We start from the raw sequence: 22,416 nt of genomic DNA on the forward strand, positions 1-22,416 counted from the left end.
CCGGAAACGAACGAGTTCTGCCGTGTCTTCTGAGTCGTGTGGATCGTGTCATCGTGACCGTGTCCCTTCGACAACGTTGTCCCGAAGCTTGCGCCTTCCGCACCCGCTGTCAAGGACGCGCGATGAAGAAGCAGTCGTCCGGCCGCCCGAGCAAGCCACAAACATCTGACGACACGTCACACTGCCTGGTGGCCGCACACGTTGACTCACATCCGGAACTTCCCACAAGTCAAAAGGCAACAAATCTTGACGCCGTCCGTCGGCGTGCGTACCTTCCGCAACGGCTGCCCAGCGCTCCCGCTCGACCCTCCCTGAGCCGGAATCACCCTCCACCGCATCGAGGAGCCCAGCATGCGTGCAAGCCGTGGATCGCTCGCGTCGTTCCTGGCCGTCGTCGGCCTTCTCCTGGGTGCCGTGCTCGGCCTGCCCGGACCGTCCCGGGCCGCCGGCGCCCAACTGCCCTGTGACATCTACGCAGGTGCCGGCACGCCCTGCGTCGCCGCGCACAGCACCGTACGCGCGCTCTTCTCCTCCTACGACGGCCCGCTGTACCGCGTCACCCGTGCCTCCGACGGGGCCGGCGCCGACATCGGCCTGCTCGCCCCGGGCGGCTACGCCGATGCCGGCCGGCAGGACACGTTCTGCGCCGACACCACGTGCGCCATCACGAAGATCTACGACCAGAGCGCACGGCACAACGATCTGACCCCGGGCCCGGCGGGCACCTCGGGGATGGGCGCGGACCGCGGCGCGGACGCCGCCGAGATCGCCGTCACGGCCGGCGGGCACAAGGCGTACGGCGTGTGGATCTCACCGGGCGTCGGCTACCGCTACACCGGCGCCGCCTCCGGTGTCGCCGTGGGCGGCTCGGCGGAGGGCGCCTACATGGTGGCCAGCGGGACCCATGTGGGTTCGGCGTGCTGTTTCGACTACGGCAATGCCGAGAGCACCCCGGCCGACACCGGCAACGGCCACATGGACGCGGTGAGTCTGGCGACGACCTGTTACTTCGCGCCGTGCACCGGGCCGGGGCCCTGGGTCGAGGCGGACCTGGAGAACGGCATGTTCCAGGGCGACAACGGCTCCAACACCGCCAACCGGGGCAACAACAGCACCTTCGTCACCGCGGTGCTCAAGAACGACGGGCAGACGCGGTACGCGCTCAAGGGCGCCGACGCGCAGTCGGGCGGGCTCACGACCTGGTGGGACGGCGCCCTGCCCGGCCGCGGCGGCTACCGGCCCATGCACCAGGAGGGCGGCATCATCCTCGGGACCGGCGGTGACAACAGCAACTGGAACATGGGCACGTTCTTCGAGGGCGTGATGGTCTCCGGCTACCCGAGCGACGCCACCGAGAACGCGGTCCAGGCGAACATCGTCTCCGTCGGCTACTCGGGCGAGACGAACATCCCCAACGGCCCGCAGGGCACGATCACCGGCCCGGCCGGAAAGTGCGTCGACGTGGCCGCCGACGACACGGGCACCGACGGCGCGGCCGTACAGCTGTGGGACTGCCAGTCCTGGGCGGAGGACCAGCACTGGACCCACAACGCCGACGGCAGCCTGAGCACCATCGGCCGGTGCCTGGACGTCGACGGCAACGGTACGGCGAACGGGACCGAGGTGGAGTTGTGGGACTGCAATGGTGTGGGTGGGCAGAAGTGGGTGCAGCAGGCTGACGGTTCGTTGCTGAACCCGCAGTCGGGGCGGTGCCTGGACTCGCCCAACGGTGCCACCGGCAACGGCACCCGGTTGCGGATCTGGGACTGCAACGGCTCGGCCGCGCAGAAGTTCTCGGTCGACGGGGGCGCCCCGGTGGCGGGACCGGGCGGAAAGTGCGTCGACGTGGCCGCCGACGACACGGGCACCGACGGCGCGGCCGTACAGCTGTGGGACTGTCAGTCCTGGGCGGTCGACCAGCACTGGTACCACCGCTCGGACGGATCCCTGAGCACGCTGGGCCGGTGCCTGGACGTCGACGGCAACGGTACGGCGAACGGGACCGAGGTGGAGTTGTGGGACTGCAATGGTGTGGGTGGGCAGAAGTGGGTGCAGCAGGCCGACGGTTCGTTGCTGAACCCGCAGTCGGGGCGGTGCCTGGACTCGCCCAACGGTGCCACCGGCAACGGCACCCGGTTGCGGATCTGGGACTGCAACGGCTCGGCCGCGCAGAAGTTCCGGCTGGGCTGATCCCGGACGGTCAGGGGATCTCCTCCTGCTCCGGGACCACGACCTTGTCGATCATCTGCTGGATCCGGTCGGCAGGCAGCGCCACCGCCAGGGCCCAGTGGTAGACGACGAGGCTGAAGACGGCGGTGACGCCGATGTCCCACCACAGCGGGAACCAGGGGTGCCTGAGGGGTCCGAAGTCGCTGAGGTAGACGATCAGGCCCATGCCGACCAGATAGACCGGCAGCCACTGGGCGGCGCGCAGGTCGAGTTGGGGCGTGATCGGGTTCATCCCGGCGACGCGGTTGGCGACCAGGACGACGTAGCCGATGAGGATCGCCACACCCAGCTTCCAGTCGGTGGTCCAACCCGACCACAGGATCAGCAGGTTGGCGACGATGAAGGCGAGCGGCGACATCCAGCTGCCGCCGGGCAGCCGGTAGGGGCGGTGTGCCTGCGGCAGCCGGTTGCGGAACACCCCGAAGGACAGCGGCGCGCCGGCGTACATGAGCACGCTCGCGCTGGTGATCAACCCGACCAGGGAACGCCAGCTCGGGAACGGCAGGAAGCAGACGCAGCCGATCACGAAGGCGGTGCTCAGACCGACCCAGGGGACACCGCGCCGGTCGGTGGTCTCGAAGGCGGAGGGCACATAGCCGTTGCGGCTCAGGCCGTAGGAGACCCGGGAGGTGGCCGTGATGTAGATCAGCCCGGTGCCCGCGGGTGAGATGACGGCGTCGAGATACAGGACCGTGGCCAGCCAGCCGAGGCTGATGAGCGTGGCGACCTGGGCGAAGGGCCCGCTGAGCGCGGTGAACGCGGAGGTGGCCCAGTGGCTGCCGATCTGGGACGAGGGCAGCGCGGCGAGGAAGACGACCTGCAGCAGGACGTAGATGAGGATGCCGAGGACCATCGATCCGATCACCGCCCGCGGAATGTCCCGCTTGGGGTTGGCGCTCTCGCCGGCGAGTTGGTCGGCCTGCTCGAAGCCCAGCAGCGCGAAGACGATGCCGCTGGTGGAGACGGCGGACAGGATGCCCTTGGCCCCGTACGGGTCGAAGCCGTCGGCGGCCGTGAAGTTGGCGGTGTGGAACTGGACGATGGCGAACACGAAGATCGTCAGCAGCGGGGTGCCGACCTTCCACCAGGTGGCGGCGCTGTTGGTGCGGGCCAGCAGACGGATGCTGAGAAAGTTGACGGACGTGATGACGGCCATCAGCCCGACCGCTACGGCGATGCCGGACGGCGTCAGGATGTGCTCGCCGCTCCGGACCTTCTCCCAGCCGCCCGCCCAGGAGTAGTGCTGGGCATATGTGATCATGGCCAGCACTTCGATGGGCGCCACCGTTACCGCCTGCAGCCAGGAGAACCAGCCGAAGGACGCGCCGGCGGCGCCCCCGAAGGCGTAGTGCGGGAAGCGGGCGGTGCCGCCCGACACCGGATACATCCCGCCCAGCTCCGCGTGCACCAGCGCCAGGATCAGGATCGCGACGCCGCCGATGGCCCAGGAGATGATGGCCGCCGGGCCGGCCGCCGCCAGCGCCCCCTGCGCGCCGAACAGCCAGCCGGACCCGATGATCGAGCCCTCCGAGGCCCAGATCAGCCCGACGAACCCGATCTCGCGCCGCAGCCCGGGTGCGCGGGCCTTGGGGCCGGGCGTCGTGTCTGGCACGGCCATGGCGCGCACCCCCTCGATCAGGGCGATGTTCACCCTCATCGTGCCACGGCGACGGGCTCTTGGCAGTGGACGGGCAGGCGCCCGTACCCGGCCCGGCGGCCCGGGCCCGCCGGTCAGCCGGCCGCGAGGTGCGGGCCGGCCGGCGCGGCCCCGCCGACCGCCGCGTCGTACAGGGCCCGGGTGGCGGCGCCGAAGTAGGCGCTGTAGGAGATCTGGGGTGTGTTGCCGCCCGTGTGATAGCCGCCGATCACTCCGATGACGGCCCAGCCGCCGGGCCAGGGCAGGAGCATGGGGCCGCCGCTGGTGCCGCCCACGAAGGCGTCGCAGGCGATGCGCGGGAACGTACCCGGGTCGGCCGGGTCGTCGCTGTCCCAGCGGGTGGTTGCGCTCCAGCACTCCAGCGGCTTCTCCGCCCCCGACGGATAGCCGATCATCCGCACGGGGGCGTGGTAGTAACCGGTCCCGGTGAGCAGCTGTACCCCGCCGACCGCGTCCTGGAGCGGCGTGCCGTCCTCGTTGGGTTCGGTGACCGCGAAGGCGAAGTCGTACGCCGCCCCCGCGTGCTCGCCCAGGTCGTAGTACTTCTGCGGGACATAGACGCCGTTGGTGCGCACCGGGAAGATCCCGAAGGGCTTGAGGGCGTCGTGGTACTGCGGGACGAAGGCCAGATGGCGCTTGGGGGAGGTGCCCGCGTACCCCTTCAGGCAGTGGCCGGCGCTCAGCACCAGGTCGTGGCCGGGGCTGCGGACGACGGAACCGCTGCAGGTGCGGCCGGTCCCGGTGGCGTCGGTCCAGAAGAAGGTGCCGGCCTGTGGGATGCCGTCGAAGCTCCGGCTCGGCGGGATGTACTCGCCCGGCTGCGGCCCGTCCACCGCGGGGGACACCGTGGCGGACGGCGCCGTCGTGCCCGTCTCCGCGCCCTTGACGGCGTCGGCGGGCAGGGCGGCGGCCATCCGGGCCGGGGTCCAGTAGGCGTCGAGTCGTTCGGCGACCGGGTTGGGGTCGGCCGTGGTGCTGTCGGCGGATGCCGTCGTGGTGAGTCCGGCACTGAACAGAAGGGCTGCCGCGCAGCCGGTGGCGTAACGGACGATTCTGGTCCCGAGCAACATCGATTCCCCTCAGGGCGGCCGCAGGTGACGGCTCACCATAAGCCCACGGCCCCGGGAGTCACAGCGTCCACGGCCGAATCCGGCTATGCGGGGTGTCCGGCGCCCGACGGGGTGTCAACTCCTGTCGGCCATCCGGGTGTACGGGCCGTGAAGTTGCTCAGAGGGTGCCGCGCAACGGGGGAACGGCGGGCGTCTCGACGGCGGCCGCGAGATCCTCCTCACGGAGCCGGAAACCCTCGGGACAGGCCTCGCGCCGGGTACGCCGTGCGGGTTCGCTGGTGCGCCACATGTACAGGCACCGGGCGCACTGCAGCACGTCCCAGACGCCGGGGACCGGGGAGGAGTGGACGTGCTCGAGCCGCGGGCATTCGCAGCGGGGGCAGACGGTGTAGTTCGTGGGTTCGGGCATGGCGGTCTCCTTGAGGGCTCGGGTCAGCGGCGGGCGGCGAGGGCCTGCAGGCGGGTGAGCCAGTCGGCCGTCTCGGGCAGGTCCCGGACCGGGGTTCCGTAGGTGCCGCGGTGGTCGGGTGCGACGGGCGTCGTCGCGTCGATGACGAGCTTGTCCACGATGCCCGGGGTCCGGGCCTGCGGAGCGAGTTCGACGACCGGCAGGTTGGGGATGGTGATCAGGTCCCCGGCCGGATTCATCTTGGTGGACAGGGCCCACATCACCTGCGGCAGATCGAACGGGTCGACGTCCTCGTCCACCACGATGACCGTGGTCGCGTAGCCGAGTCCGTGCGGTGTCGTCAGCACCCGCAGCCCCACCGCCTTGGCGAAACCGCCGTACCGCTTATTGGTCGAGACGATGACGACCAGCCCGTGCGTGTAGGAGGCGTTGACCGCCTGTACCTCCGGGAAGTCCGCCTTCAGTTGCTGGAACAGCGGCACACAGGTGTTGGCGGCGATGAGGAAGTCGCACTCCGTCCACGGCATTCCGAGGTACAGGTGCTCGAAGACCGGGTCCGTGCGGTACGAGATCCGGTCGACCCGGATCACCGGCATGCTCCGGCCGCCCGAGTAGTGGCCCGTGAACTCGCCGAAGGGCCCCTCGAATTCGCGCCTGCGGCCCTCGACGACTCCCTCGATCACCACCTCGCTGCCCCACGGCACGGGCAGCCCGGTCAGCGGCGCCCGCGCGATCGGGGCGGGCGCCCCCCTCAGGGCGCCGGCGAGCCCGTACTCGTTCTCCTCGTACTTCATCGGGGTGGACGCGGCGATGGTGATCAACGGGTCGTTGCCGAGGGTGATCGCGACGGGCAGGTCCTCGCCGCGCTCCTCGGCCGTGCGCAGGTGCAGGGCGATGTCGTGCATCGGCACCGGCTGGATGGCGAGCCTGCGCCGGCCCTTGACCTGCAGGCGGTAGATACCGAGGTTCTGCTTGCCGCTGTGCTCGGGGTCGTCGGGGTCCTTGGAGACGACCGCGGCCTTGTCGAGGTAGAAGCTCCCGTCCCCGTCGTTGAGCCGGATGAGCGGCAGCACGCGGAACAGGTCGGCGTCGTCGCCCTCGAGGGTGTTCTGCGCCCACGGAGGGTTCTCGCGCCACTCGGGCTCGACCGGGAACGCCTCCCAGCGGCGGACGAACTCCGCGACCTGCTCCCTGGCCCCGGTCTCCTTGGGCAGACCGAGGGCGAGCGCGTGGTTGGCCCACGAGCCGTGGACGTTCATCGCGATCCGCGCGTCCGTGAAGCCCTTGACGTTGTCGAAGAACAGGGCGGGCGCCGCGTCGCCGAGGCGCGGAGCGGCGTTCGCCGCGGCCGCGATGTCGGGTTCGGGCAGCACTTCGTCCGTGACACGCAGGAGTTGGCCCGCCTTGTCGAGCGCGTCGAGGAAGCCGCGCAGGTCGTCGTGGGGCATGGGAGGTCCTTTCCCGGAGGTGACGGGTGAGGGGTGACGGGTGAGGGGTGACGGGTGTGGTGAGAGAGGTGGGTGTGAGGTGAGGGATGGGGAGGAGGGGGGCCACGTGGTGACGGGCGGACGGGTCAGCCGGTCGCGCGCAGGGCGCGGGCCGCCCGCATGCCCTCCCAGCGCCCGGTCTCGGGCGCGGGCAGGCCGAACTGGTCGAGGATGCGCGTGACGACGTGGTCGACGATGTCCTGCACCGACTGCGGATGGTGGTAGAAGGCCGGCATGGGAGGCACCAACTGCACGCCCATGCGGGCGAGTTCGAGCATGTTCTCCAGGTGGATCTCGCTCAGCGGTGTCTCGCGCGGCACCAGCACCAGCGGGCGCCGCTCCTTGAGCACCACGTCCGCGGCCCGGCCGACCAGCCCGTCGGCGTAGCCGGCACGGATACCGGCGAGGGTCTTCATCGAGCAGGGCACCACGACCATGCCGTCCGTCCGGAACGAGCCCGACGAGATGGCCGCCCCCTGGTCCTGCGGCGCGTAGGTGACATCGGCCAGCGCCGTGACGTCGGAGACCGCCAGCCCGGTCTCCAGCTCGATCGTGGCTCGTGCCCAGCGGCTGAGCACCAGGTGGGTCTCCACGTCCGCGAGCGCGGCCAACTGCTCCAGCAGCCGGACGCCGAACACGGCGCCCGTTGCTCCGGTCATGCCCACGATCAGTCGCACGGTCTCGGCTCCTTGGGTTCGTCCGGCTCGGAATGCGGGCAACCCTTTCGGTCACCGCCCTTTCGACGCTATGCGTGCCCAGTGAGGTCGGCGGCGTACGCTGAGGACAGATCATGGACAAAAACGGACAGCCACGCTCCACCGGCCGGACCGGGATCGCCCCCGCCCCCTACCGTGCCGCCGCCGGAGCCCCGCCCGGGGCGGAGGTCTTCGACCTCTCCGCGCTGCCCCGCCGCGCCCACGGCCACGGCCTGGACCCCTACGCGGCCAAGCGCCCCGCCTTCCACGAGCTGATCGCGCTGCGCGGCGGCGTCCTGCGCTGCTCGCTCGACTTCGGCGCGTGCGAGATGGCGGCGGGTGACTGGCTGTGGGTGCGGCCCGGCCAGGTCCACCAGTACGACTCCGACCTCGCCGCCGCCGACGGGGTGGTCGTGCTGTTCACCCCGGGCTTCCTCACCCCAGCGACCATCGAGGCGGCACACGTCGACCAGCCCGTGTGGCGCGCCCCGCTGGCCCCGGCGGACACGGACGCGGCAGCCCTGGACGCCGTACTCGGGCTGCTGTGCAGCGAGTACCGGCGGCCGGCCGACCTGCCGTTGGAGATCCGGATCGACGTCGTACGACATCTGCTGTCGGTGCTGGTGCTCCGGCTGTCCCACGCGCAGCAGGAGGAGGACGCGACGGCGAGCGGCAACGAGGCGTTTCGGCGCTTGCGGCGCGCGGTCGAGCGGGACTTCGCCCGCACCCACCGGGTCGAGGACTACGCGCACGCCCTCGGCTACAGCGTCCGCACCCTGACCCGAGCCACCCGCGCGGCCGTCGGCAGCGGAGCCAAGGCCTTCATCGACGACCGCGTACTGCTGGAGGCACGGCGGCTGCTGTGGCACACCGACCTGCCGGCCACGGCGGTCGGCGACCGCCTCGGCTTCCCCGACGCGACCGTGTTCACCCGCTTCTTCCGCCGCCGGACCGGCGAGACCCCCGCGGCGTTCCGGGCACGGGTGCGAGGACGCGCACCGCGACCGGCCGGTCCGGACTCACCGGTGCAGGGCTCACGGGGGGAGGGCTCACAGGGGTAGGGGTGCGTTCGGTGGGCGGTCCTGCCCGCGTCCTCAGGACAGTGCCCGGTGCGCGCTCTTGAGGGCGTTGCGGAAGTGACCGACCTCCTGCGGGGTCAGGTCCTGGACCATGCGGCGTTCGAGGCTGCGGGCCGGTTCGGCGTACTCGGCCAGGAGGCGGCGGCCCGTGTCGGTGAGCAGGATGATCTTCTCCCGGCGGTTGCCGGGGTTCGGTTCGCGGCGGATGAGGTCGCGGGCCTCCAGGGCGCGGACCATGTCGGCCATGGACTGGGCCGTGACGAAGGAGTCCCTGGCCAACTGGGCGGCGGAGATGGCGTCGTGCCGTTCCAGCACCGTGAGGGCGGTGTACTGCAGGGCCGTGATGCCGGCCGGCCTGACCAGTTCGTCCAGGCGGGCGCGGACGACGAGTTCGGTGCGTTTGAGCAGGTAGAGCAGGGAAGGGCCGCTCTCCCCACCTCGCTGCGCAGCGGATTTCGTCGGTTGCGTCATGCCGTGCCTTCCCCCATGCCGATCTCGGTCGCTTCCGTCAGCCTAAGTCATTGACAGGAATCCTGTCGGAAGAGAACACTGGCGCAACCGACAGGATTCCTGTCGATCTATCGACGGACACCAATCGACGGACCCCAGGAAGAGGCGCACGCATGGATCTGCACGGCAAGGTCGCCGTCGTCACCGGCAGCGGTCGCGGGCTCGGTCTGGCCTACGCCCGGGCCCTCGCCGCGGCCGGAGCCGCCGTCGTCGTCAACGACGTCGATCCCGGCGCGGTCGACGCGGCGGTGGACACCCTCACCTCCGCGGGCGGCAACGCCGTCGGCGTCGTGGCCGCAGTGGGCGACAGCGCGGCGGCCGAGCAGCTCGTCGAGACCGCGGTAAGGGAGTTCGGGCGGCTCGACGTCCTCGTCACCAACGCGGGCATCCTCCGCGACCGGGTGCTGTGGAAGATGACGGACGACGACTTCGACGCCGTTGTCAGGGTGCATCTGCGCGGCACCTTCACCTGTGCCCGTGCCGCGGCCGTGCGGATGCGCGAGCAGGGCAGTGGCGGCCGTATCGTGCTGATCTCCTCCCCGGCCGGCCAGCGGGGCAACTTCGGGCAGACCAACTACGCCGCCGCCAAGGCCGGGATCGTGGCGATGGCGCGGACCTGGGCGATGGAGCTGGCCAGGGCCGGCATCACCGTCAACGTGGTCGTCCCGGTCGCGGCCACCGAGATGACCAGGACCATCCCGGTCTTCGCGCCGCTCATCGAGGAGTCCGAACGCACCGGCACCCCCCTGCCGGACTGGCTGCGCAGGGACGAGGGGCTCGGCACCGTGCAGGACGTCGCGGGCCTGATCACCTTCCTCGCCTCGGACGCCGCCAAGGACATCACCGGCCAGGCCATCGGCATCGGCGGCGACCGGCTCGCCCTGTGGGCACACCCGCAGGAGAAGGCCGTCGCCTTCGCCGCCGGGGGCTGGAGCGCCGACGCCATCGCCGAGCACTGGCACGGCGGCGTGGGCGCCGAGCCCGAGACCTACGGCATCCCGGCTCCCCAGGCACCGGAGGCGTGACATGGCCACCCCGGCGATCGATGTCAGCTCGCTGACCGCCATCGACGTCCACACCCACGCAGAGATCTCCAAGGACGGCCATGCGTCACTGAGCCCCGAACTCCTCGGCGCCTCCGCCGCGTACTTCAAGGCGCACGGCCACCGGCAGCCCACCATCGAGGAGATGGCCGCCCACTACCGTGAACGCCGCATGGCCGCCGTGGTGTTCACCGTCGACGCCGAGCACGCCACCGGCCATCCCCGCATCCCCAACGAGGAGATCGCCGAGAGCTGCGCGGCCCACGCCGACGTCCTCGTCCCGTTCGCGAGCATCGACCCCCACAAGGGCCGCGCGGGCGTGCGCGAGGCCCGGCGGCTGGTCACGGAGTACGGCGTGCGCGGCTTCAAGTTCCACCCCAGCCTCCAGGGGTTCTCGCCGGACGACCGGATGGCCTATCCGTTGTACGAGGCCATCGAGGAACTCGGTGTCCCCGCGTTGTTCCACACCGGCCAGACCGGCATCGGCGCCGGTGTCCCCGGTGGCGGCGGGATCCGGCTGAAGCACTCCGATCCGATGCTCGTCGACGACGTGGCCGTGGACTTCCCCGAACTGCGCATCATCCTCGCGCACCCGTCGTTCCCCTGGCAGGACGAGGCCCTGGCCGTCGCCACGCACAAACCGCACGTGTACATCGACCTGTCGGGCTGGTCCCCGAAGTACTTCCCGCCGCAGCTGGTGCGGTACGCCAACACGCTGCTCAAGGACAAGGTGCTCTTCGGCTCCGACTACCCGGTCATCACGCCCGACCGCTGGCTCGCCGACTTCGCCGGCCTCGACATCAAACCCGAGGTCAGGCCCAGGATCCTCAAGGACAACGCGGCCCGGCTGCTCGGCCTGCTCAAGGACTGAGGCCTGCGCAAGGCCTGATGGAGGGAGATGCCGTGCTGAACCAAGGCCTCGGCTCCTGGCCCGCGCGCCGGGCCCGCAAGACCCCGGACCGCATCGCGGTCGTCCACGAGGACCAGGAGATCACCTACCGCGCACTGCACCAGCGGGTACTGCGCCTCGCCCACGCCCTGCGCGCCCTGGGCGTCGCACGCGGCGACCGTGTCGCCTACCTCGGACCCAACCATCCCGCCTTCCTGGAGACCCTGTTCGCGGCCGGTGCGCTCGGCGCCGTCTTCGTGCCGCTCAACACCCGCCTCACGGCACAGGAGTTGACGTACAACCTCAGCGACTCGGGCAGCACTGTCCTGGTGCACGGCCCCGAGCACGCCGCGCCGGCCGCGACCGCGGCGGCGGACGCGGGCGTGCGCCACCGCATCGCCCGTGCCCCGGACACCGCGGACACCCTCGACTACGACGGCCTGCTCGCCGGCGCCGGAACCGAGCCGCTGGACGAGGCCGTCGCCCCGGACGACCCCTGCATGATCATGTACACCTCCGGGACCACGGGCCGCCCCAAGGGCGCCGTCCTGTCCCACGCCAACATCATCTGGAACAGCGTCAACGTCCTGGTCGACACCGACCTGGCAGGCGACGAGGTCACCCTGGTCGTCGCCCCGCTGTTCCACACCGCCGCGCTCAACATGACCTGCCTGCCCACTTTCCTCAAGGGCGGCCGTGCCGTGCTGCTCGGCGCCTTCGACGCCGAGCAGGTGCTGGAGGTCATCGAGCGGCGGCGGGTGACGTACATGTTCGGGGTGCCCACGATGTACGACGCCCTGGCCGCCCGCCCCCGGTGGCCGACGGCGGACCTCTCCAGCCTGCGCACCCTGTGCTGCGGCGGCGCGCCGGTGCCCGCCCGCACCATCGACACCTATCTCGCGCGCGGACTGGCCTTCAGCCAGGGCTACGGGATGACCGAGGCCTCTCCGGGAGTCCTCTTCCTGGACCGGGAGCAGACCTCGGCGAAGGCGGGCTCCGCGGGCGTGCCGCACTTCTTCACCGACACGCGCGTGGTGCGCCCCGACGGCCACGAGGCGGCCCCGGGAGAGCGGGGCGAGATCCTCGTCAGCGGCCCGAACGTCATGGCCGGCTACTGGAACCGGCCCGCGGACACCCGGGCCGCCGTGACCGACGACGGCTGGCTGCGCACCGGTGACGTGGCGCGGACCGACGACGACGGCTACGCCTATGTGGTCGACCGGGTCAAGGACATGTTCGTCTCGGGCGGCGAGAACGTGTACCCGGCCGAGGTCGAGGCCGCCCTGCTCACCCATCCCGCCGTCCGTGAATGCGCCGTCGTCGGTGTGCCGCACGACGTCTGGGGCGAGGTCGGCCACGCGGTCCTCGTCCTCGAGCCCGGGGCGCGGGCCGGCGCCGAGGAGATCCTCGCGCACGTACGGCCCCGGCTGGCCAAGTACAAGATCCCGAGGAGCCTGGTCTTCGCCGACAGCCTGCCCCGCACGGCCTCGGGAAAGATCGTCAAGGCCGCCGTGCGTGCGTCCTGCGTCCACCCCTGACCCGGCAACCGGCCGGACGGCTCCCCGACTTCCCTCACGAAAGGCGGACCTCCCATGCCCCTGCACGCCGACGGCCTCGACGGCCTCCTCTCCCTGTCCGGCCGCGATCTCGGCCGCACCGACTGGCTGGAGATCACCCAGGAGCGCGTCAACACCTTCGCCGACGCCACCGACGACCACCAGTGGATCCACACCGACCCGCAGCGGGCCGGTGCGGGGCCCTTCGGCGGTCCCATCGCCCACGGGTATCTCACCCTCTCCCTGGTCATTCCGCTCTTCGGTGACCTGCTGCGGATCAGCGGCATCTCCATGAGCGTCAACTACGGCCTGGAGAAGGTCCGTTTCCCCAGCCCCGTACCGGTCGGCGCGAAGATCCGGCTGCACGGCGCGGTCGACTCCGTGGAGCGGGTCAAGGGCAACGGCGTCCAGATGCTGGTGGCCTTCACCGTCGAGGTCGAGGGCAACGACAAACCGGCGTGCGTGGCACAGGCGGTGTACCGGCACTACGCCTGACGTGCCGGAGCCCGGCCCGCCGAGTGGGGCAGGGCCGGGGAGCTAGCCTTCGCTGTCGCGCCCGGGGGAGCGGCCGTCGATGCGGTCGAGCAACGAACGGGCCTCGGCGGCGCGGTAATGGTCCGGGCCCAGCACGGTCCGGCAGGCGTCGAGGGCGTCCGCGGCCCCGGCGCGGGCCTCGTCGGTGCGGCCCAGGCCCAACTGGGCGGTGGCGACGGCCAGTTCGACACCGCCCGTCTCCGCACGAGTGAGTTCGGGCAGGTCCCGGCGCAGCGCGCCGGCATGCTCGGCCTCGGTGAGCGCCTCCTCGTGGCGTCCCTGGCCGTTGAGGCTGCGGGCCAGGCCGAGGCGCAGGACCAGCGCGAGCCGGCCCTCGGCGAAGCGGCCGGCGAGCGCGTCACGGGCGATTGCCTCGGCCTCCTCATGGCGGCCCTGTGCGTTGAGGGCGAAGACCAGTCCGTTGCGGGCGGCCACGGCGACGAGTGGCAGGTGGGGCCCGGTGCCGCGGTCGGCGATGCGGGCGACGGCCGCGCACTCCGCCTCGCTCTCGGCGGACCGGTCGAGGGCCACCAAGGTCTGGGCGCGGTCCGAGCGGAGCTTCAGGGTCAGCAGGTGTTCGGCACCGAATATCCTGCCGAACACCGGCAGCAGCTCGTCGTACTGGGCAAGGGCCTCGGCGTGGCGGCCCTGCGCGCCCATCGCGACCGCGGCGATGCTCAGTGCCCGCGGTGCGTACGGGTCGTCACCGTGCAGCGCGGAGCGGGCCGAGGCGACCTCACGGGCCTCGGCCTCCGCCTCGGCGAACCGCCCGTCCTTGAGCAGGTCCATGGTCCGCGTCAGCGGAGACGCGGACCTTCCCGCGTCGTTTCGGCCACGGGGCCGGAAGAGTCTCATGTCCGGAGCATACGAACGCCGGGCACGCGGGTCCGAGGCGGTACCGGCGGTCGGCAAGGCCCGTGCTGCCCGGCGTCGCCCGCGCCCGGCCGGATCGCCGGACCCGCGGCCCGGATCAGCCGGGCGGCAGGTGGTCGCCGCCGTCGGCCTGCAGGCCCGCGACCAGCAGCCGGACCAGCTCGCGGGCGTCGTAGCGGGTGTCGCTCTCCGCGCCGATGCAGAGGTTGCCGACGCCGCGCATGAGTTGGTAGGCCGTCAGGCCGGGGCGGATCTCACCGGCCGCCGCCGCGGCGTCGAGCAACTCGGTGCAGACCGGCAGGAGGCGGTCGAGGAAGTGGGTGTGCAGCGCCTCGAAGCCGGCGCTGTCCGAGCGCAGTACGGCGGCGAGACCGTGCTTGGTGACCAGGAAGTCCACGAAGAGGTCGATCCAGCGGCCGAGCGCGGTGTGAGCACTCGTACCGCTCGCCAGCAGCTCGGGACCGGCCTGCGCGAGGCTCTCCACCTGGTGCCGGTAGACGGCGATGATCAGGTCCGCGCGGGTCGGGAAGTGGCGGTAGATGGTGCCCAGTCCGACTCCCGCCCGGGTCGCGATGTCGCGCACCGGTGCTTCCACGCCCGACGTGACGAACACCGCCGCCGCTGCGTCGAGCAACGTCTCCTTGTTGCGCACGGCGTCCCTGCGCCTGGCCTGCGCCCCGCGCCCCGCTCCGTCGTCGCCGTCGTGCACCGCGCCGCTCCCTCCACGGCATGCCCGGCCGCCCTGGCACGCCTTGCTAAACGGAACGGTGTTCCGTATCTTCGTTTCCGGAACATGGTTCCGCTTGCCCATGGTGGCAGAGCGAGCGCCGGCAGCCAAGTCATGCCCGCGTCGCCACGCTCCCTTCGTACCGAGAAGACAGGAGACCCACGGTCATGCCGCACACACCCCGGCCCCGCTTCGGCATCATGACCGCTCCGATGCAGGTGACGTACGACGACATCGTGCGGGTCTGGCGCGAGGCGGACGCGATCGCGCAGATCGAGCACGCCTGGCTCTTCGACCACCTCATGCCGATCGTCGGAGACCCGCGCGGACCGATCTTCGAAGGCTGGACACTGCTCGCGGCCCTGGCCGCGCAGACCCGTCGCCTGCGCCTCGGCCTGCTGGTCACCAGCAACCGCTTCCGGCCGCCCGCGATGCTGGCCAAGATCGCCACGACCGTCGACGTCGTCTCCGGCGGACGGCTCGACTTCGGCATCGGTGTCGGCTCGCGACCGAACCCGCCCGAGGCCCGCCGCGAGTACCCGGCCCACGGACTGCCCTTCCAGGACACCGGGCACGCCGTCGAGAGCCTCGCCGAGGCCTGCACGCTGATCCGCCGCCTGTGGACCGAGCCGGAACCCTTCGACTTCCACGGCACCCACCACCACCTCGCCGGCGCGTACGGCAGCCCCAAGCCCGTGCAGCGCCCCCACCCGCCGATCCTCGTCGGCGGCCGGGCCTCCGCCACCCTCCGCGTGGCCGCCGAGCACGCGGACCTGTGGAACATCCCCGGCGGCGACACCGCCGACGTCGTGCGCCGAAGCGCCCTGCTGGACCGCTACTGCACCGAGATCGGCCGCGACCCGGCCACCCTCACGCGCTCGATCCACCTGCCCGTCTCCTACGACCGGCCCGGCCGCACCCGGGCCGCGATCGCCGAGGCGGTCGACGCCGGCTTCGGGCACGTCGTCCTCGGGCTGCCGGCGCCGTATCCGGCCGGAGTCGCCCAGTGGGTGACCGACGAGGTGATCAAGCCGTCGGCCTAGGACCTGGCCGTTCCGGGAGGAGGAACGGCGTCACCTGTCACAGACCCGGCCGCTGCCCGGCCGCTGCCCTGTCCTGTTGGTGTGCGCATCGGCGCTCACCGGAGAGGGGCTGGAGCAGGCCGTCAAGGGCGCGGACGTGGTCGTGGACGTCTCCAACTCGCCGTCGTTCGAGACCGAGGCGGCGCTGGACTTCTTCACGCGCTCGGTGCGGAACAGCAGGGCGGCCCGCGTCGGTCAAGGGCGGTCGCTCGTCCATGGTGCCGATGCCTTTCCCGGGTCGGCCGTCGTACGGTGCTCACCACGGTGCTCATGCGTGCGGAAGTGGCCCTCGGGGACAGTGTGCCCAGGCCGGGGTCCAGGCCGCGCCCCGAAGAGGGCGAACCGCCCGGAGTGCAGGTGGCGGCGGAGCGCGGTGAGTGCCGGGTGCGGGTTGCCGCGGTGCCACAGCGGCGAGTGCGGGTGGACCGGTTCCCGATCGTGCAGGGCGATACGGCGCAGTCCGTGGCCCGCTCGCCGTACCGCGACCGGAAGGAGACGGCCGCGCACGGCGCGGCCCACCCGCGCGCTCGCCGGCGCCGGCCCGGACGCGCCGGATCCGGTCCGGCTCGTCGGTGAACTCGTCGTGAAGGAGACCGAGTTCGCAAGGTGGCCGCCGCCGTGCGCCTGCACCCCATGGCGATCTGCGGTACCGGCGGCCCATGCCCGGTCATCCACCACGCGACACCGGGGGAACCCCCGAGCGCGACGCGATGCCGCTGCCGGACGTGGTCCCGCAGGTCAGCGCACCCGTCCGCGTGGTTTCAGCGGGACGTGCGGCAGTTCCGGCGCGGGGAGCGGGTCACCGTCGTAACCCTTCACCTCGCCGAACCGCGTCCCCGTCATCCAGTCCTCGCGAGCCTGGGCGATGTCGGCGTGCGAGCGGCCGATGAAGTTCCACCACATGACGATCTCCTCGCCGAACGGCGGGCCGCCGAGCAGGACGGCGCGAGCCGGGGTGTCGGAGTCGTTGGTGAGGGTGAGGGCGGAGGCGCCGTCGGGGACATACCCCAACTCGGCCGGACGCAACGGGGTTTCGGCGGCGCTGAGATGACCCTGGTCGACGAGGACGCCGTGCTCGAAGGCGGGATCGACGGGCAGCGTGAGCCCGGCGTGGGGTTCGAGGACGATCTCGGCGCCGAGGAGAGGAGTGAAGGTCCGTACGGGAGAGGCCGATCCGGCGAGGGAGCCGAGGAAGACGCGGAGCACGGCGCCTTCGAGACGCACCGGCTCGGGCACGTGGTGCTGGAAGTCCCGGGCAGTGTGCCGGTGTTGCTCGGGCAGGGCCACCCAGAGCTGGACGCCGTGCAGGACGGTGGTCCCAGGCGTGGACACCTCGGAGTGGCTGATGCCGTGGCCGCCGGTCATGAGGTTCAGCTCGCCGGGCCGTACGAAGGCGTGGCTGCCGAGGCTGTCCCGGTGCTCGATCTCGCCGCTGAACAGCCAGCTGACCGTCTGCAGCCCGGTGTGCGGATGGGGGGCGACGTCCATGCCACCGGTGGCGGCGACGTCGTCGGGGCCGTAGTGGTCGGCGAAGCACCAGGCGCCGATCAGGCTTCGGGCCCGCTGGGGCAGTGTGCGTCGGACCGTCATCGCGCGGGGTCCGCCCAACGGTACGTCGCGCGGCGTGAGTACCTCGACCCGCGCGGCCGTGTCGGTGTGGTCCGTCTCGGCGGGGGAGCCGCAGCGCATCTCGGCGGGCCTCGCCTCGGTGTTGCTCACGAGTCCGCACCTCCGTCCATATTAGTTTTATATTCAACAACTATGTGCGATCATAGCCCCGAGACCGGATCCGCGCACCTCCTGGCGGGAGCCCGGTCACCGCGAACGGAGGAGTCCAGGTTGACCAGTCCCGTCCCGTCCGGCGCCACCCGGCGGATCTTCATCGACAAGCAGAGCCCCAAGTCCTACCACGCACTGCTGCAGACGTCCGAGGCGGTGCGGGCGGCAGCCGCCGACGCCGGCCTGGAGCGCACCCTGGTGGAGCTGGTCAACCTGCGTGTCTCGCAGATCAACGGCTGTGCCTACTGCCTGCACGTGCACACCCGGGCCGCGTTGCGCGCGGGGGACACGCCGGAGCGCCTCGGCGTCCTCGCCGCCTGGCGGGAGACCGAACTGTTCACGCCCGCCGAGCGGGCCGCGCTGGCGCTCGCCGAGGCGACCACCGCGGCGGCGGACGGTGAACGCCAGGACGCGGCCTACGCGGCGGCGCGGGACGTGCTCACCGACGACCAGACGGCGGCGGTGATCTGGGTGGCCATCACCATCAACGCCTTCAACCGGGTCTCGATCATGAGCGGACACCCGGTGCGGCAGGAGCACTGACCGTGCCTCGGCCGGCTGTGACGTATCGCTGTGAGACGTATCGCTCCTGGTCACTCAGCGTCCGGCGCATGAGGGAGTAGTGCGCGTGCGTTGTCCGCCGCCCGGCCGTGCGGACTTCGAGCCGTGCAGGAGGGTGCTGCGGCACTGTTCCGGCGACCTCCGGCCGGCCACCACCGGCACCTCGCACTCGGCCCGCGCCGGCACCAACCGGTGCACCGGCCCGAGGTGCGGCAGCCGGGCCGCCCGGCCTCGTCGCCGGGCCACGCCTGTGACCAGCAGGTCGTCCGGGGACGACGCGATCGAACACAGCACCCGGCGCGCAGGGGGGACAGTGGCCTTGCCCGAAGGCGGCGGTCACGCGGTGTCCCGATAGCGCTCTGCCGGGCCCAGGAACGCGCTCCACCCGCCCTCCGGCTTCTCGCCGACCCTGAGGCTGCGCAGTCTCGCGAGAACCTCCGTGTCCTGGGCGTCGAGCCAGTCGACGAACTGCCGGAACGAGACCAGCCGCACGTCCTCCCGGCCGGCGATCTGCTTGAGGGCCTCCTCGGCCGCGTCCATGTAGATGCCGCCGTTCCACTCCTCGAAGTGGTTGCCGATGAACAGCGGCGCCCGGTTGGTCTCATAGGCCCGCTGGAACCCGGCCACGTACGCCTGTGTCGCCTGGGCGCGCCAGTAGGGGTAGTTGTACGACGGTGCCCGCGTCGTGTTCTTGGACTGGTTCGCCAGCATGTTGTAGTCCATCGACAGCACTTCGAACGTGTGGCCGGGAAACGGGATGCTCTGCAGCGGCAGGTCCCAGACGCCCTCCCGCTTCCTCGGCCAGCGCTGCAGCCCGCCCGGTGAGGAGGCGTCGTAGCGCCAGCCCATTTCCTGCGCGACCGGCAGGAGGTTCCGCTGCCCGAGCAGGCAGGGGGTTCGGCCGCCCACCAGTTCCTTGTCGTAGTCGAAGGGGGGGTGCGGCTCGCTGTGCCAACCGGTGTGCGTGCGCCAGGACTTGACGAAGGAGCGGGCCTGGTCGATCTCCGAACGCCACTGCGCCGGAGTCCAGTCGGCCACCGAGCCGGGACCGGCGCAGAAGTGTCCGTTGAAGTGCGTGCCGATCTCGTGCCCGTCGAGCCAGGCCTGACGCACGTACGACAGCGTCTGCCTGAGGTGGTCGTCGGTGAGGTAACCGATGTCCGAGGCGCCGACCGGGTTGTTGGGCGGCCGGTACAGCTGGCTTTTGTCCTCCGGCAGCAGGTAGAGGCCGGACAGGAAGAACGTCATGCATGCGTCGTGGTCCCGGGCGAGCTGCAGGAAGCGCGGGAACAGGCCGGTGCCCACCTCGCCGGCGCCGTCCCAGGAGAACACCACGAACTGCGGCGGGCGCCGGCCGGGTTCGAGCGGGGTTGCCGGTGCGGGCTGGTGCGGCTGCCGCCCGGTGTACGACGTCGAGCCGTCCCCGATCAGCCTGGGTGCCGCCCCCGGCCCCTCCTGCCCCTCTGCTGTGCCCAGGCCCGCGCATCCGGCCAGGGAGGCGGCGGCCACACCGATGCCGGCGCCGATCCCGAGGTGTGCCATCCTCCGGCGGCTGATGTCCCTCATCGTCATCCCGACTCGCCTCCTGTCGCGACGCGTTGTGCGCCTCCTCAGCCTTGCGTCCGAATGCCGTGGGTCCGAATGCCGTGCGTCCGAAGTCGTGCGTCGGAACATATCGAACTGTAAATCCGATAAGCGGAGGAATTGATTGATTTAGGGCGGTGTGGCGCGCAAAGGGGTTGCCAAAGCGTCTCCGTCAGCGGAACGCCGTCACATTGCGTGCCGCCCAGGTGGTGAAGGGGGTCGCGGGCCGTCCGAGCAGCCGGGGCACGTCCTGGGTGACCGTCCGCTCCTGCGGGGTGGGGGTGCCGAGGACGGCGAGCGTGCCGTCGGCGACCGCGGGCGGCATGAAACGGAGCATCTGTGCGCGGGCCTCCTCGGGGGTCTGCTCCACGAAGGTCACCGGCTCCCCGAGCGCTTCGCCGATGGCGGCGGCCCGCTGACGTGGGGTGGTGGGCTCCGGGCCGGTCAGTGTGTAGGTGGCGCCGGCGTGCCCGGCCTCGCGCAGCACGGCCGCCGCAACGGCCGCGACATCGGCCGGGTCGACGAACGGCAGCGCCACATCGGCGAACGGCGCCGCCGCCGTACGGTGCCGGCGGACCGGTTCCGCCCAGGCGAGCGCGTTGGAGGCCAGTCCGCCCGGGCGCAGGACGGTGCACGCCGGACCGGCCCCTGTCGCGGCCGCCTCGAAGCCCGCGGCGTGTGCGTACGCCCCGGGCCGGGTCCCCGCGCCCTGTGAGGACAGCAGTACCACCTTCTCGATCCCGGCGTCGGCGGCCCGGCGCAGGATGCCGTCCGGGTCCTCGCCGGCCACCAGCAGGAACAGGGCGTGCGCGCCGGCGAGCGCGGGCGCGAGGCTCTTCGGCCTGCCGAGGTCGGCGGCTACGGCCCGTACCCCGGGCGGCACGTCCGCGGCCCCGATGTGCCGGGCGACGGCCGTCACCGCCTCGCCGGCCTCGGCCAGCTCGGCGACCAGCGCTCGGCCGACGTTTCCGGTGGCCCCCGTGACGACGATCATGGCGTCTCCTTCGAGTTAGTTAGTTGACTGACTAAGAGGGACGTTAGCCTGCGGCGCGGTCCTTTGTCTATCGTTAGTCAGGTGACTGACTCAGAATCCGGAACCGGGACGAAGGCTGTGCGAGCGGGCCGTGGCGGCAAGCGTGAGCGCCTGGTGAGGGCAGCCGTGCGGATCTTCCATGAGCAGGGTGTGGAGAAGACCACCCTCGGCGACATCGCCCGTGCGGCCGAGGTGCCGCTCGGCAACGTCTACTACTACTTCAAGACCAAGGACCAGCTGGTCGAGGCCGCGGTGGCCGCCCACTGCGCCCAACTTGACACACTCACCGCCCAGTTGGACACCCTCCCGGACCCGGCCGAACGGCTGAGGACACTGGTCGCCGGCTGGGTCGACCAGCGCGAGACCGCGGCCCGTTTCGGCTGCCCCTTCGGCACCCTCGCGTCCGAACTCGACAAGCGCGACGACGGCCTCGACCGGGCTGCGGCACAGGTCATGCGGGCCCTACTGGACTGGGTGGAGTCCCAGTTCGCCCAGCTCGGCCGTGCCGACGCCGCCGCACTGGCCGTCGAACTCGTCGCGGCCTACCAGGGCATGTCCGTTCTCACCAACACCCTGCGCGATCCCGGTCTGATGGCGGCGCAGGGGGAGCGTCTGCGGTCCTGGATCGACGGGGTCGCGGGTCGGTAGCCGGGCAGGGGCGTGGGCGAGCGCTCTGCCGGCGCCGCCGACGGCACCCGCCGGACCGGACCGGCCCTGCCGGCCTCCGTCAGGACGTCGCCTGCCGCTGCTCCGCCGCGACCGGCACCGTGGTGATGTGCTGGACGGCCCGGCTGAGGACCAGCACGCCGACGACGATCAGCAGGGCGCCGCACGCCTCGGGCACGAGCCACCAGCCGGTGCGGATGCGCTCGTCGAACAGGGTCATGCCCAGCGCCAGACTCACCATCGCGTCGCCGATGGTGAGCGCCGGCTGCGCCGCGGCCAGCGGACCTGCCTGGAGCGCGTTCTCCAGCAGGACCACGGCCGCGACCCCGGTCAGCGCGAAGCCGTACGTCTGCCAGGACCGCAGGAACATCGTGAAGCCGTGATCGGCGAACGTGCCGCTGGCCGACTTGAGCAGGGCGGCGGTCAGGGCGTTTCCGGTCGCGGAGGCGGCCGCGAGCAGCGCGGCGCGGCGGGCCGGGGCATGGCCGCGCCCGGACAGCACGACGGCCACGGCCATCGCGCCCAGGCACAGACACAGGGCCGGGATCCAGCGGGTGAGCGGCGCATGGTCGATGGCGCCGTGCGGGGCGGCGGCGATGAGCAGGACGGCGAGGCCCGCCACACAGCCGCCCACGCCCCACCAGCCCGAGCGGGGCATCCGCTTGTGCATCAGCGGGGCGGCGACGAGCAGCGCGAAGGGCAGCTCGAGGATGAACAGCGGCTGGACTAGTGCGAGCGGGCCGTTGACCAGGGCCAGGCTCTGCAAGAGTGCGGCGCAGACGACACCGGCCATGCCGATCACCCAGAACGGCCGTCGCGCCAGCTCCGCGACCAGGCGGATCCCGCTCCGGCGGGACGTGGACGCCGCCTTGCGCTGGAAGGCGGTGCCCACGGCGTTGCTCGCGGCTCCGGCGACGGCGAACGCCGCGGCCAGTTCGATCACGACCGTCTCC

21 protein-coding genes are annotated in these 22,416 nt (G+C 71.7%); 9 read left to right on the forward strand and 12 right to left on the reverse strand.

Translation table 11 applies throughout. The annotated features are described in order from the left end of the window. The first annotated feature begins 351 nt into the window (after window positions 1-351). Complete coding sequence (locus GQF42_RS40240; protein ID WP_158928301.1) at window positions 352-2,190, forward strand: arabinofuranosidase catalytic domain-containing protein; 1,839 nt, start codon at window positions 352-354, stop codon at window positions 2,188-2,190. A gap of 10 nt (window positions 2,191-2,200) precedes the next feature. Here GQF42_RS40240 and GQF42_RS40245 read toward each other — a convergent pair whose 3' ends face one another. The 5 genes from GQF42_RS40245 to GQF42_RS40265 form a co-directional block, all read right to left on the reverse strand. Beyond that, window positions 2,201-3,847: an APC family permease gene (locus GQF42_RS40245; protein WP_158931170.1), complete on the reverse strand. Its 1,647-nt coding sequence runs from the start codon at window positions 3,845-3,847 to the stop codon at window positions 2,201-2,203. Window positions 3,848-3,960: 113 nt separating this feature from the next. Continuing rightward, window positions 3,961-4,956 carry a trypsin-like serine peptidase gene (locus GQF42_RS40250; RefSeq protein WP_158928303.1) on the reverse strand — a complete coding sequence of 332 codons (996 nt, stop codon included), beginning with the start codon at window positions 4,954-4,956 and terminating at the stop codon, window positions 3,961-3,963. A 157-nt stretch (window positions 4,957-5,113) separates the two neighbouring features. Further along, window positions 5,114-5,365, reverse strand: a complete 252-nt coding sequence (locus tag GQF42_RS40255; protein ID WP_158928305.1) for a non-oxidative hydroxyarylic acid decarboxylases subunit D — start codon at window positions 5,363-5,365, stop codon at window positions 5,114-5,116. A gap of 23 nt (window positions 5,366-5,388) precedes the next feature. After that, on the reverse strand, window positions 5,389-6,813 hold the full coding sequence (locus GQF42_RS40260) for a non-oxidative hydroxyarylic acid decarboxylases subunit C (protein ID WP_158928307.1): 1,425 nt from the start codon (window positions 6,811-6,813) through the stop codon (window positions 5,389-5,391). Between the two features lie 125 nt (window positions 6,814-6,938). Continuing rightward, on the reverse strand, window positions 6,939-7,529 hold the full coding sequence (locus tag GQF42_RS40265; RefSeq protein ID WP_158928309.1) for a non-oxidative hydroxyarylic acid decarboxylases subunit B: 591 nt from the start codon (window positions 7,527-7,529) through the stop codon (window positions 6,939-6,941). Window positions 7,530-7,642: 113 nt separating this feature from the next. On the opposite strand from GQF42_RS40265, the gene GQF42_RS40270 reads away from it, so the two are divergent. Further along, entirely contained in the window at window positions 7,643-8,608 is a 966-nt protein-coding gene (locus GQF42_RS40270; protein WP_158928311.1) for a helix-turn-helix domain-containing protein, read from the forward strand. Between the two features lie 33 nt (window positions 8,609-8,641). Here the strand turns inward: GQF42_RS40270 and GQF42_RS40275 are convergent, their stop codons facing one another. Beyond that, window positions 8,642-9,097 (reverse strand): MarR family winged helix-turn-helix transcriptional regulator, encoded by a 456-nt coding sequence (locus tag GQF42_RS40275; RefSeq protein WP_158928313.1) that lies wholly within the window; start codon window positions 9,095-9,097, stop codon window positions 8,642-8,644. A gap of 152 nt (window positions 9,098-9,249) precedes the next feature. Between GQF42_RS40275 and GQF42_RS40280 the strand changes: the two genes are divergently transcribed. Genes GQF42_RS40280 through GQF42_RS40295 form a run of 4 tightly spaced genes read left to right on the forward strand, consistent with a single transcriptional unit; the run spans window position 9,250 to window position 13,119 of the window. Next, on the forward strand, window positions 9,250-10,161 hold the full coding sequence (locus GQF42_RS40280) for an SDR family oxidoreductase (protein WP_158928315.1): 912 nt from the start codon (window positions 9,250-9,252) through the stop codon (window positions 10,159-10,161). A gap of 16 nt (window positions 10,162-10,177) precedes the next feature. After that, on the forward strand, window positions 10,178-11,050 hold the full coding sequence (locus GQF42_RS40285) for an amidohydrolase family protein (RefSeq protein ID WP_158931172.1): 873 nt from the start codon (window positions 10,178-10,180) through the stop codon (window positions 11,048-11,050). A 32-nt stretch (window positions 11,051-11,082) separates the two neighbouring features. After that, entirely contained in the window at window positions 11,083-12,606 is a 1,524-nt protein-coding gene (locus GQF42_RS40290) for an acyl-CoA synthetase (protein ID WP_158928317.1), read from the forward strand. Between the two features lie 54 nt (window positions 12,607-12,660). Next, complete coding sequence (locus GQF42_RS40295; protein ID WP_158928319.1) at window positions 12,661-13,119, forward strand: MaoC family dehydratase; 459 nt, start codon at window positions 12,661-12,663, stop codon at window positions 13,117-13,119. A gap of 42 nt (window positions 13,120-13,161) precedes the next feature. On the opposite strand, the gene GQF42_RS40300 is transcribed toward GQF42_RS40295, so the two are convergent. Continuing rightward, on the reverse strand, window positions 13,162-13,947 hold the full coding sequence (locus GQF42_RS40300) for a tetratricopeptide repeat protein (RefSeq protein ID WP_233273647.1): 786 nt from the start codon (window positions 13,945-13,947) through the stop codon (window positions 13,162-13,164). 181 nt (window positions 13,948-14,128) lie between these two features. Further along, a complete protein-coding gene (locus tag GQF42_RS40305; RefSeq protein WP_158928323.1) occupies window positions 14,129-14,740 on the reverse strand; it encodes a TetR/AcrR family transcriptional regulator in 612 nt (203 codons plus the stop codon). Between the two features lie 185 nt (window positions 14,741-14,925). Here GQF42_RS40305 and GQF42_RS40310 point away from each other — a divergent pair, with 185 nt between their 5' ends. Further along, entirely contained in the window at window positions 14,926-15,801 is an 876-nt protein-coding gene (locus GQF42_RS40310) for an LLM class flavin-dependent oxidoreductase (RefSeq protein WP_158928325.1), read from the forward strand. Window positions 15,802-16,578: 777 nt separating this feature from the next. On the opposite strand, the gene GQF42_RS40315 is transcribed toward GQF42_RS40310, so the two are convergent. After that, window positions 16,579-17,559: a pirin family protein gene (locus GQF42_RS40315; protein WP_158928327.1), complete on the reverse strand. Its 981-nt coding sequence runs from the start codon at window positions 17,557-17,559 to the stop codon at window positions 16,579-16,581. Window positions 17,560-17,679: 120 nt separating this feature from the next. Between GQF42_RS40315 and GQF42_RS40320 the strand changes: the two genes are divergently transcribed. Next, window positions 17,680-18,162 (forward strand): carboxymuconolactone decarboxylase family protein, encoded by a 483-nt coding sequence (locus tag GQF42_RS40320; protein ID WP_158928329.1) that lies wholly within the window; start codon window positions 17,680-17,682, stop codon window positions 18,160-18,162. 354 nt (window positions 18,163-18,516) lie between these two features. Here GQF42_RS40320 and GQF42_RS40325 read toward each other — a convergent pair whose 3' ends face one another. Further along, window positions 18,517-19,746 (reverse strand): polysaccharide deacetylase family protein, encoded by a 1,230-nt coding sequence (locus tag GQF42_RS40325; protein WP_158931174.1) that lies wholly within the window; start codon window positions 19,744-19,746, stop codon window positions 18,517-18,519. Between the two features lie 190 nt (window positions 19,747-19,936). Next, complete coding sequence (locus GQF42_RS40330) at window positions 19,937-20,758, reverse strand: NAD(P)H-binding protein (protein ID WP_158928331.1); 822 nt, start codon at window positions 20,756-20,758, stop codon at window positions 19,937-19,939. An 81-nt stretch (window positions 20,759-20,839) separates the two neighbouring features. Here GQF42_RS40330 and GQF42_RS40335 point away from each other — a divergent pair, with 81 nt between their 5' ends. Then, window positions 20,840-21,445: a TetR/AcrR family transcriptional regulator gene (locus GQF42_RS40335; RefSeq protein WP_233273648.1), complete on the forward strand. Its 606-nt coding sequence runs from the start codon at window positions 20,840-20,842 to the stop codon at window positions 21,443-21,445. Between the two features lie 79 nt (window positions 21,446-21,524). Here GQF42_RS40335 and GQF42_RS40340 read toward each other — a convergent pair whose 3' ends face one another. Next, window positions 21,525-22,406: a DMT family transporter gene (locus GQF42_RS40340; RefSeq protein WP_158928333.1), complete on the reverse strand. Its 882-nt coding sequence runs from the start codon at window positions 22,404-22,406 to the stop codon at window positions 21,525-21,527. Between the last annotated feature and the right edge of the window lie 10 nt (window positions 22,407-22,416).

Origin of the sequence: Streptomyces broussonetiae, from assembly GCF_009796285.1 — a bacterium.
GTDB classification, from domain to species: Bacteria; Actinomycetota; Actinomycetes; order Streptomycetales; family Streptomycetaceae; genus Streptomyces; species Streptomyces broussonetiae.

Bases quoted from the DNA above. Each gene is read 5' to 3' on its own strand.
- GQF42_RS40240 (WP_158928301.1), top strand. From the start codon at position 352: ATGCGTGCAAGCCGTGGATCGCTCGCGTCGTTCCTGGCCGTCGTCGGC.
- GQF42_RS40245 (WP_158931170.1), bottom strand. From the start codon at position 3,847: ATGGCCGTGCCAGACACGACGCCCGGCCCCAAGGCCCGCGCACCCGGG.
- GQF42_RS40250 (WP_158928303.1), bottom strand. From the start codon at position 4,956: ATGTTGCTCGGGACCAGAATCGTCCGTTACGCCACCGGCTGCGCGGCA.
- GQF42_RS40255 (WP_158928305.1), bottom strand. From the start codon at position 5,365: ATGCCCGAACCCACGAACTACACCGTCTGCCCCCGCTGCGAATGCCCG.
- GQF42_RS40260 (WP_158928307.1), bottom strand. From the start codon at position 6,813: ATGCCCCACGACGACCTGCGCGGCTTCCTCGACGCGCTCGACAAGGCG.
- GQF42_RS40270 (WP_158928311.1), top strand. From the start codon at position 7,643: ATGGACAAAAACGGACAGCCACGCTCCACCGGCCGGACCGGGATCGCC.
- GQF42_RS40275 (WP_158928313.1), bottom strand. From the start codon at position 9,097: ATGACGCAACCGACGAAATCCGCTGCGCAGCGAGGTGGGGAGAGCGGC.
- GQF42_RS40280 (WP_158928315.1), top strand. From the start codon at position 9,250: ATGGATCTGCACGGCAAGGTCGCCGTCGTCACCGGCAGCGGTCGCGGG.
- GQF42_RS40295 (WP_158928319.1), top strand. From the start codon at position 12,661: ATGCCCCTGCACGCCGACGGCCTCGACGGCCTCCTCTCCCTGTCCGGC.
- GQF42_RS40300 (WP_233273647.1), bottom strand. From the start codon at position 13,947: ATGGACCTGCTCAAGGACGGGCGGTTCGCCGAGGCGGAGGCCGAGGCC.
- GQF42_RS40310 (WP_158928325.1), top strand. From the start codon at position 14,926: ATGCCGCACACACCCCGGCCCCGCTTCGGCATCATGACCGCTCCGATG.
- GQF42_RS40325 (WP_158931174.1), bottom strand. From the start codon at position 19,746: ATGAGGGACATCAGCCGCCGGAGGATGGCACACCTCGGGATCGGCGCC.
- GQF42_RS40330 (WP_158928331.1), bottom strand. From the start codon at position 20,758: ATGATCGTCGTCACGGGGGCCACCGGAAACGTCGGCCGAGCGCTGGTC.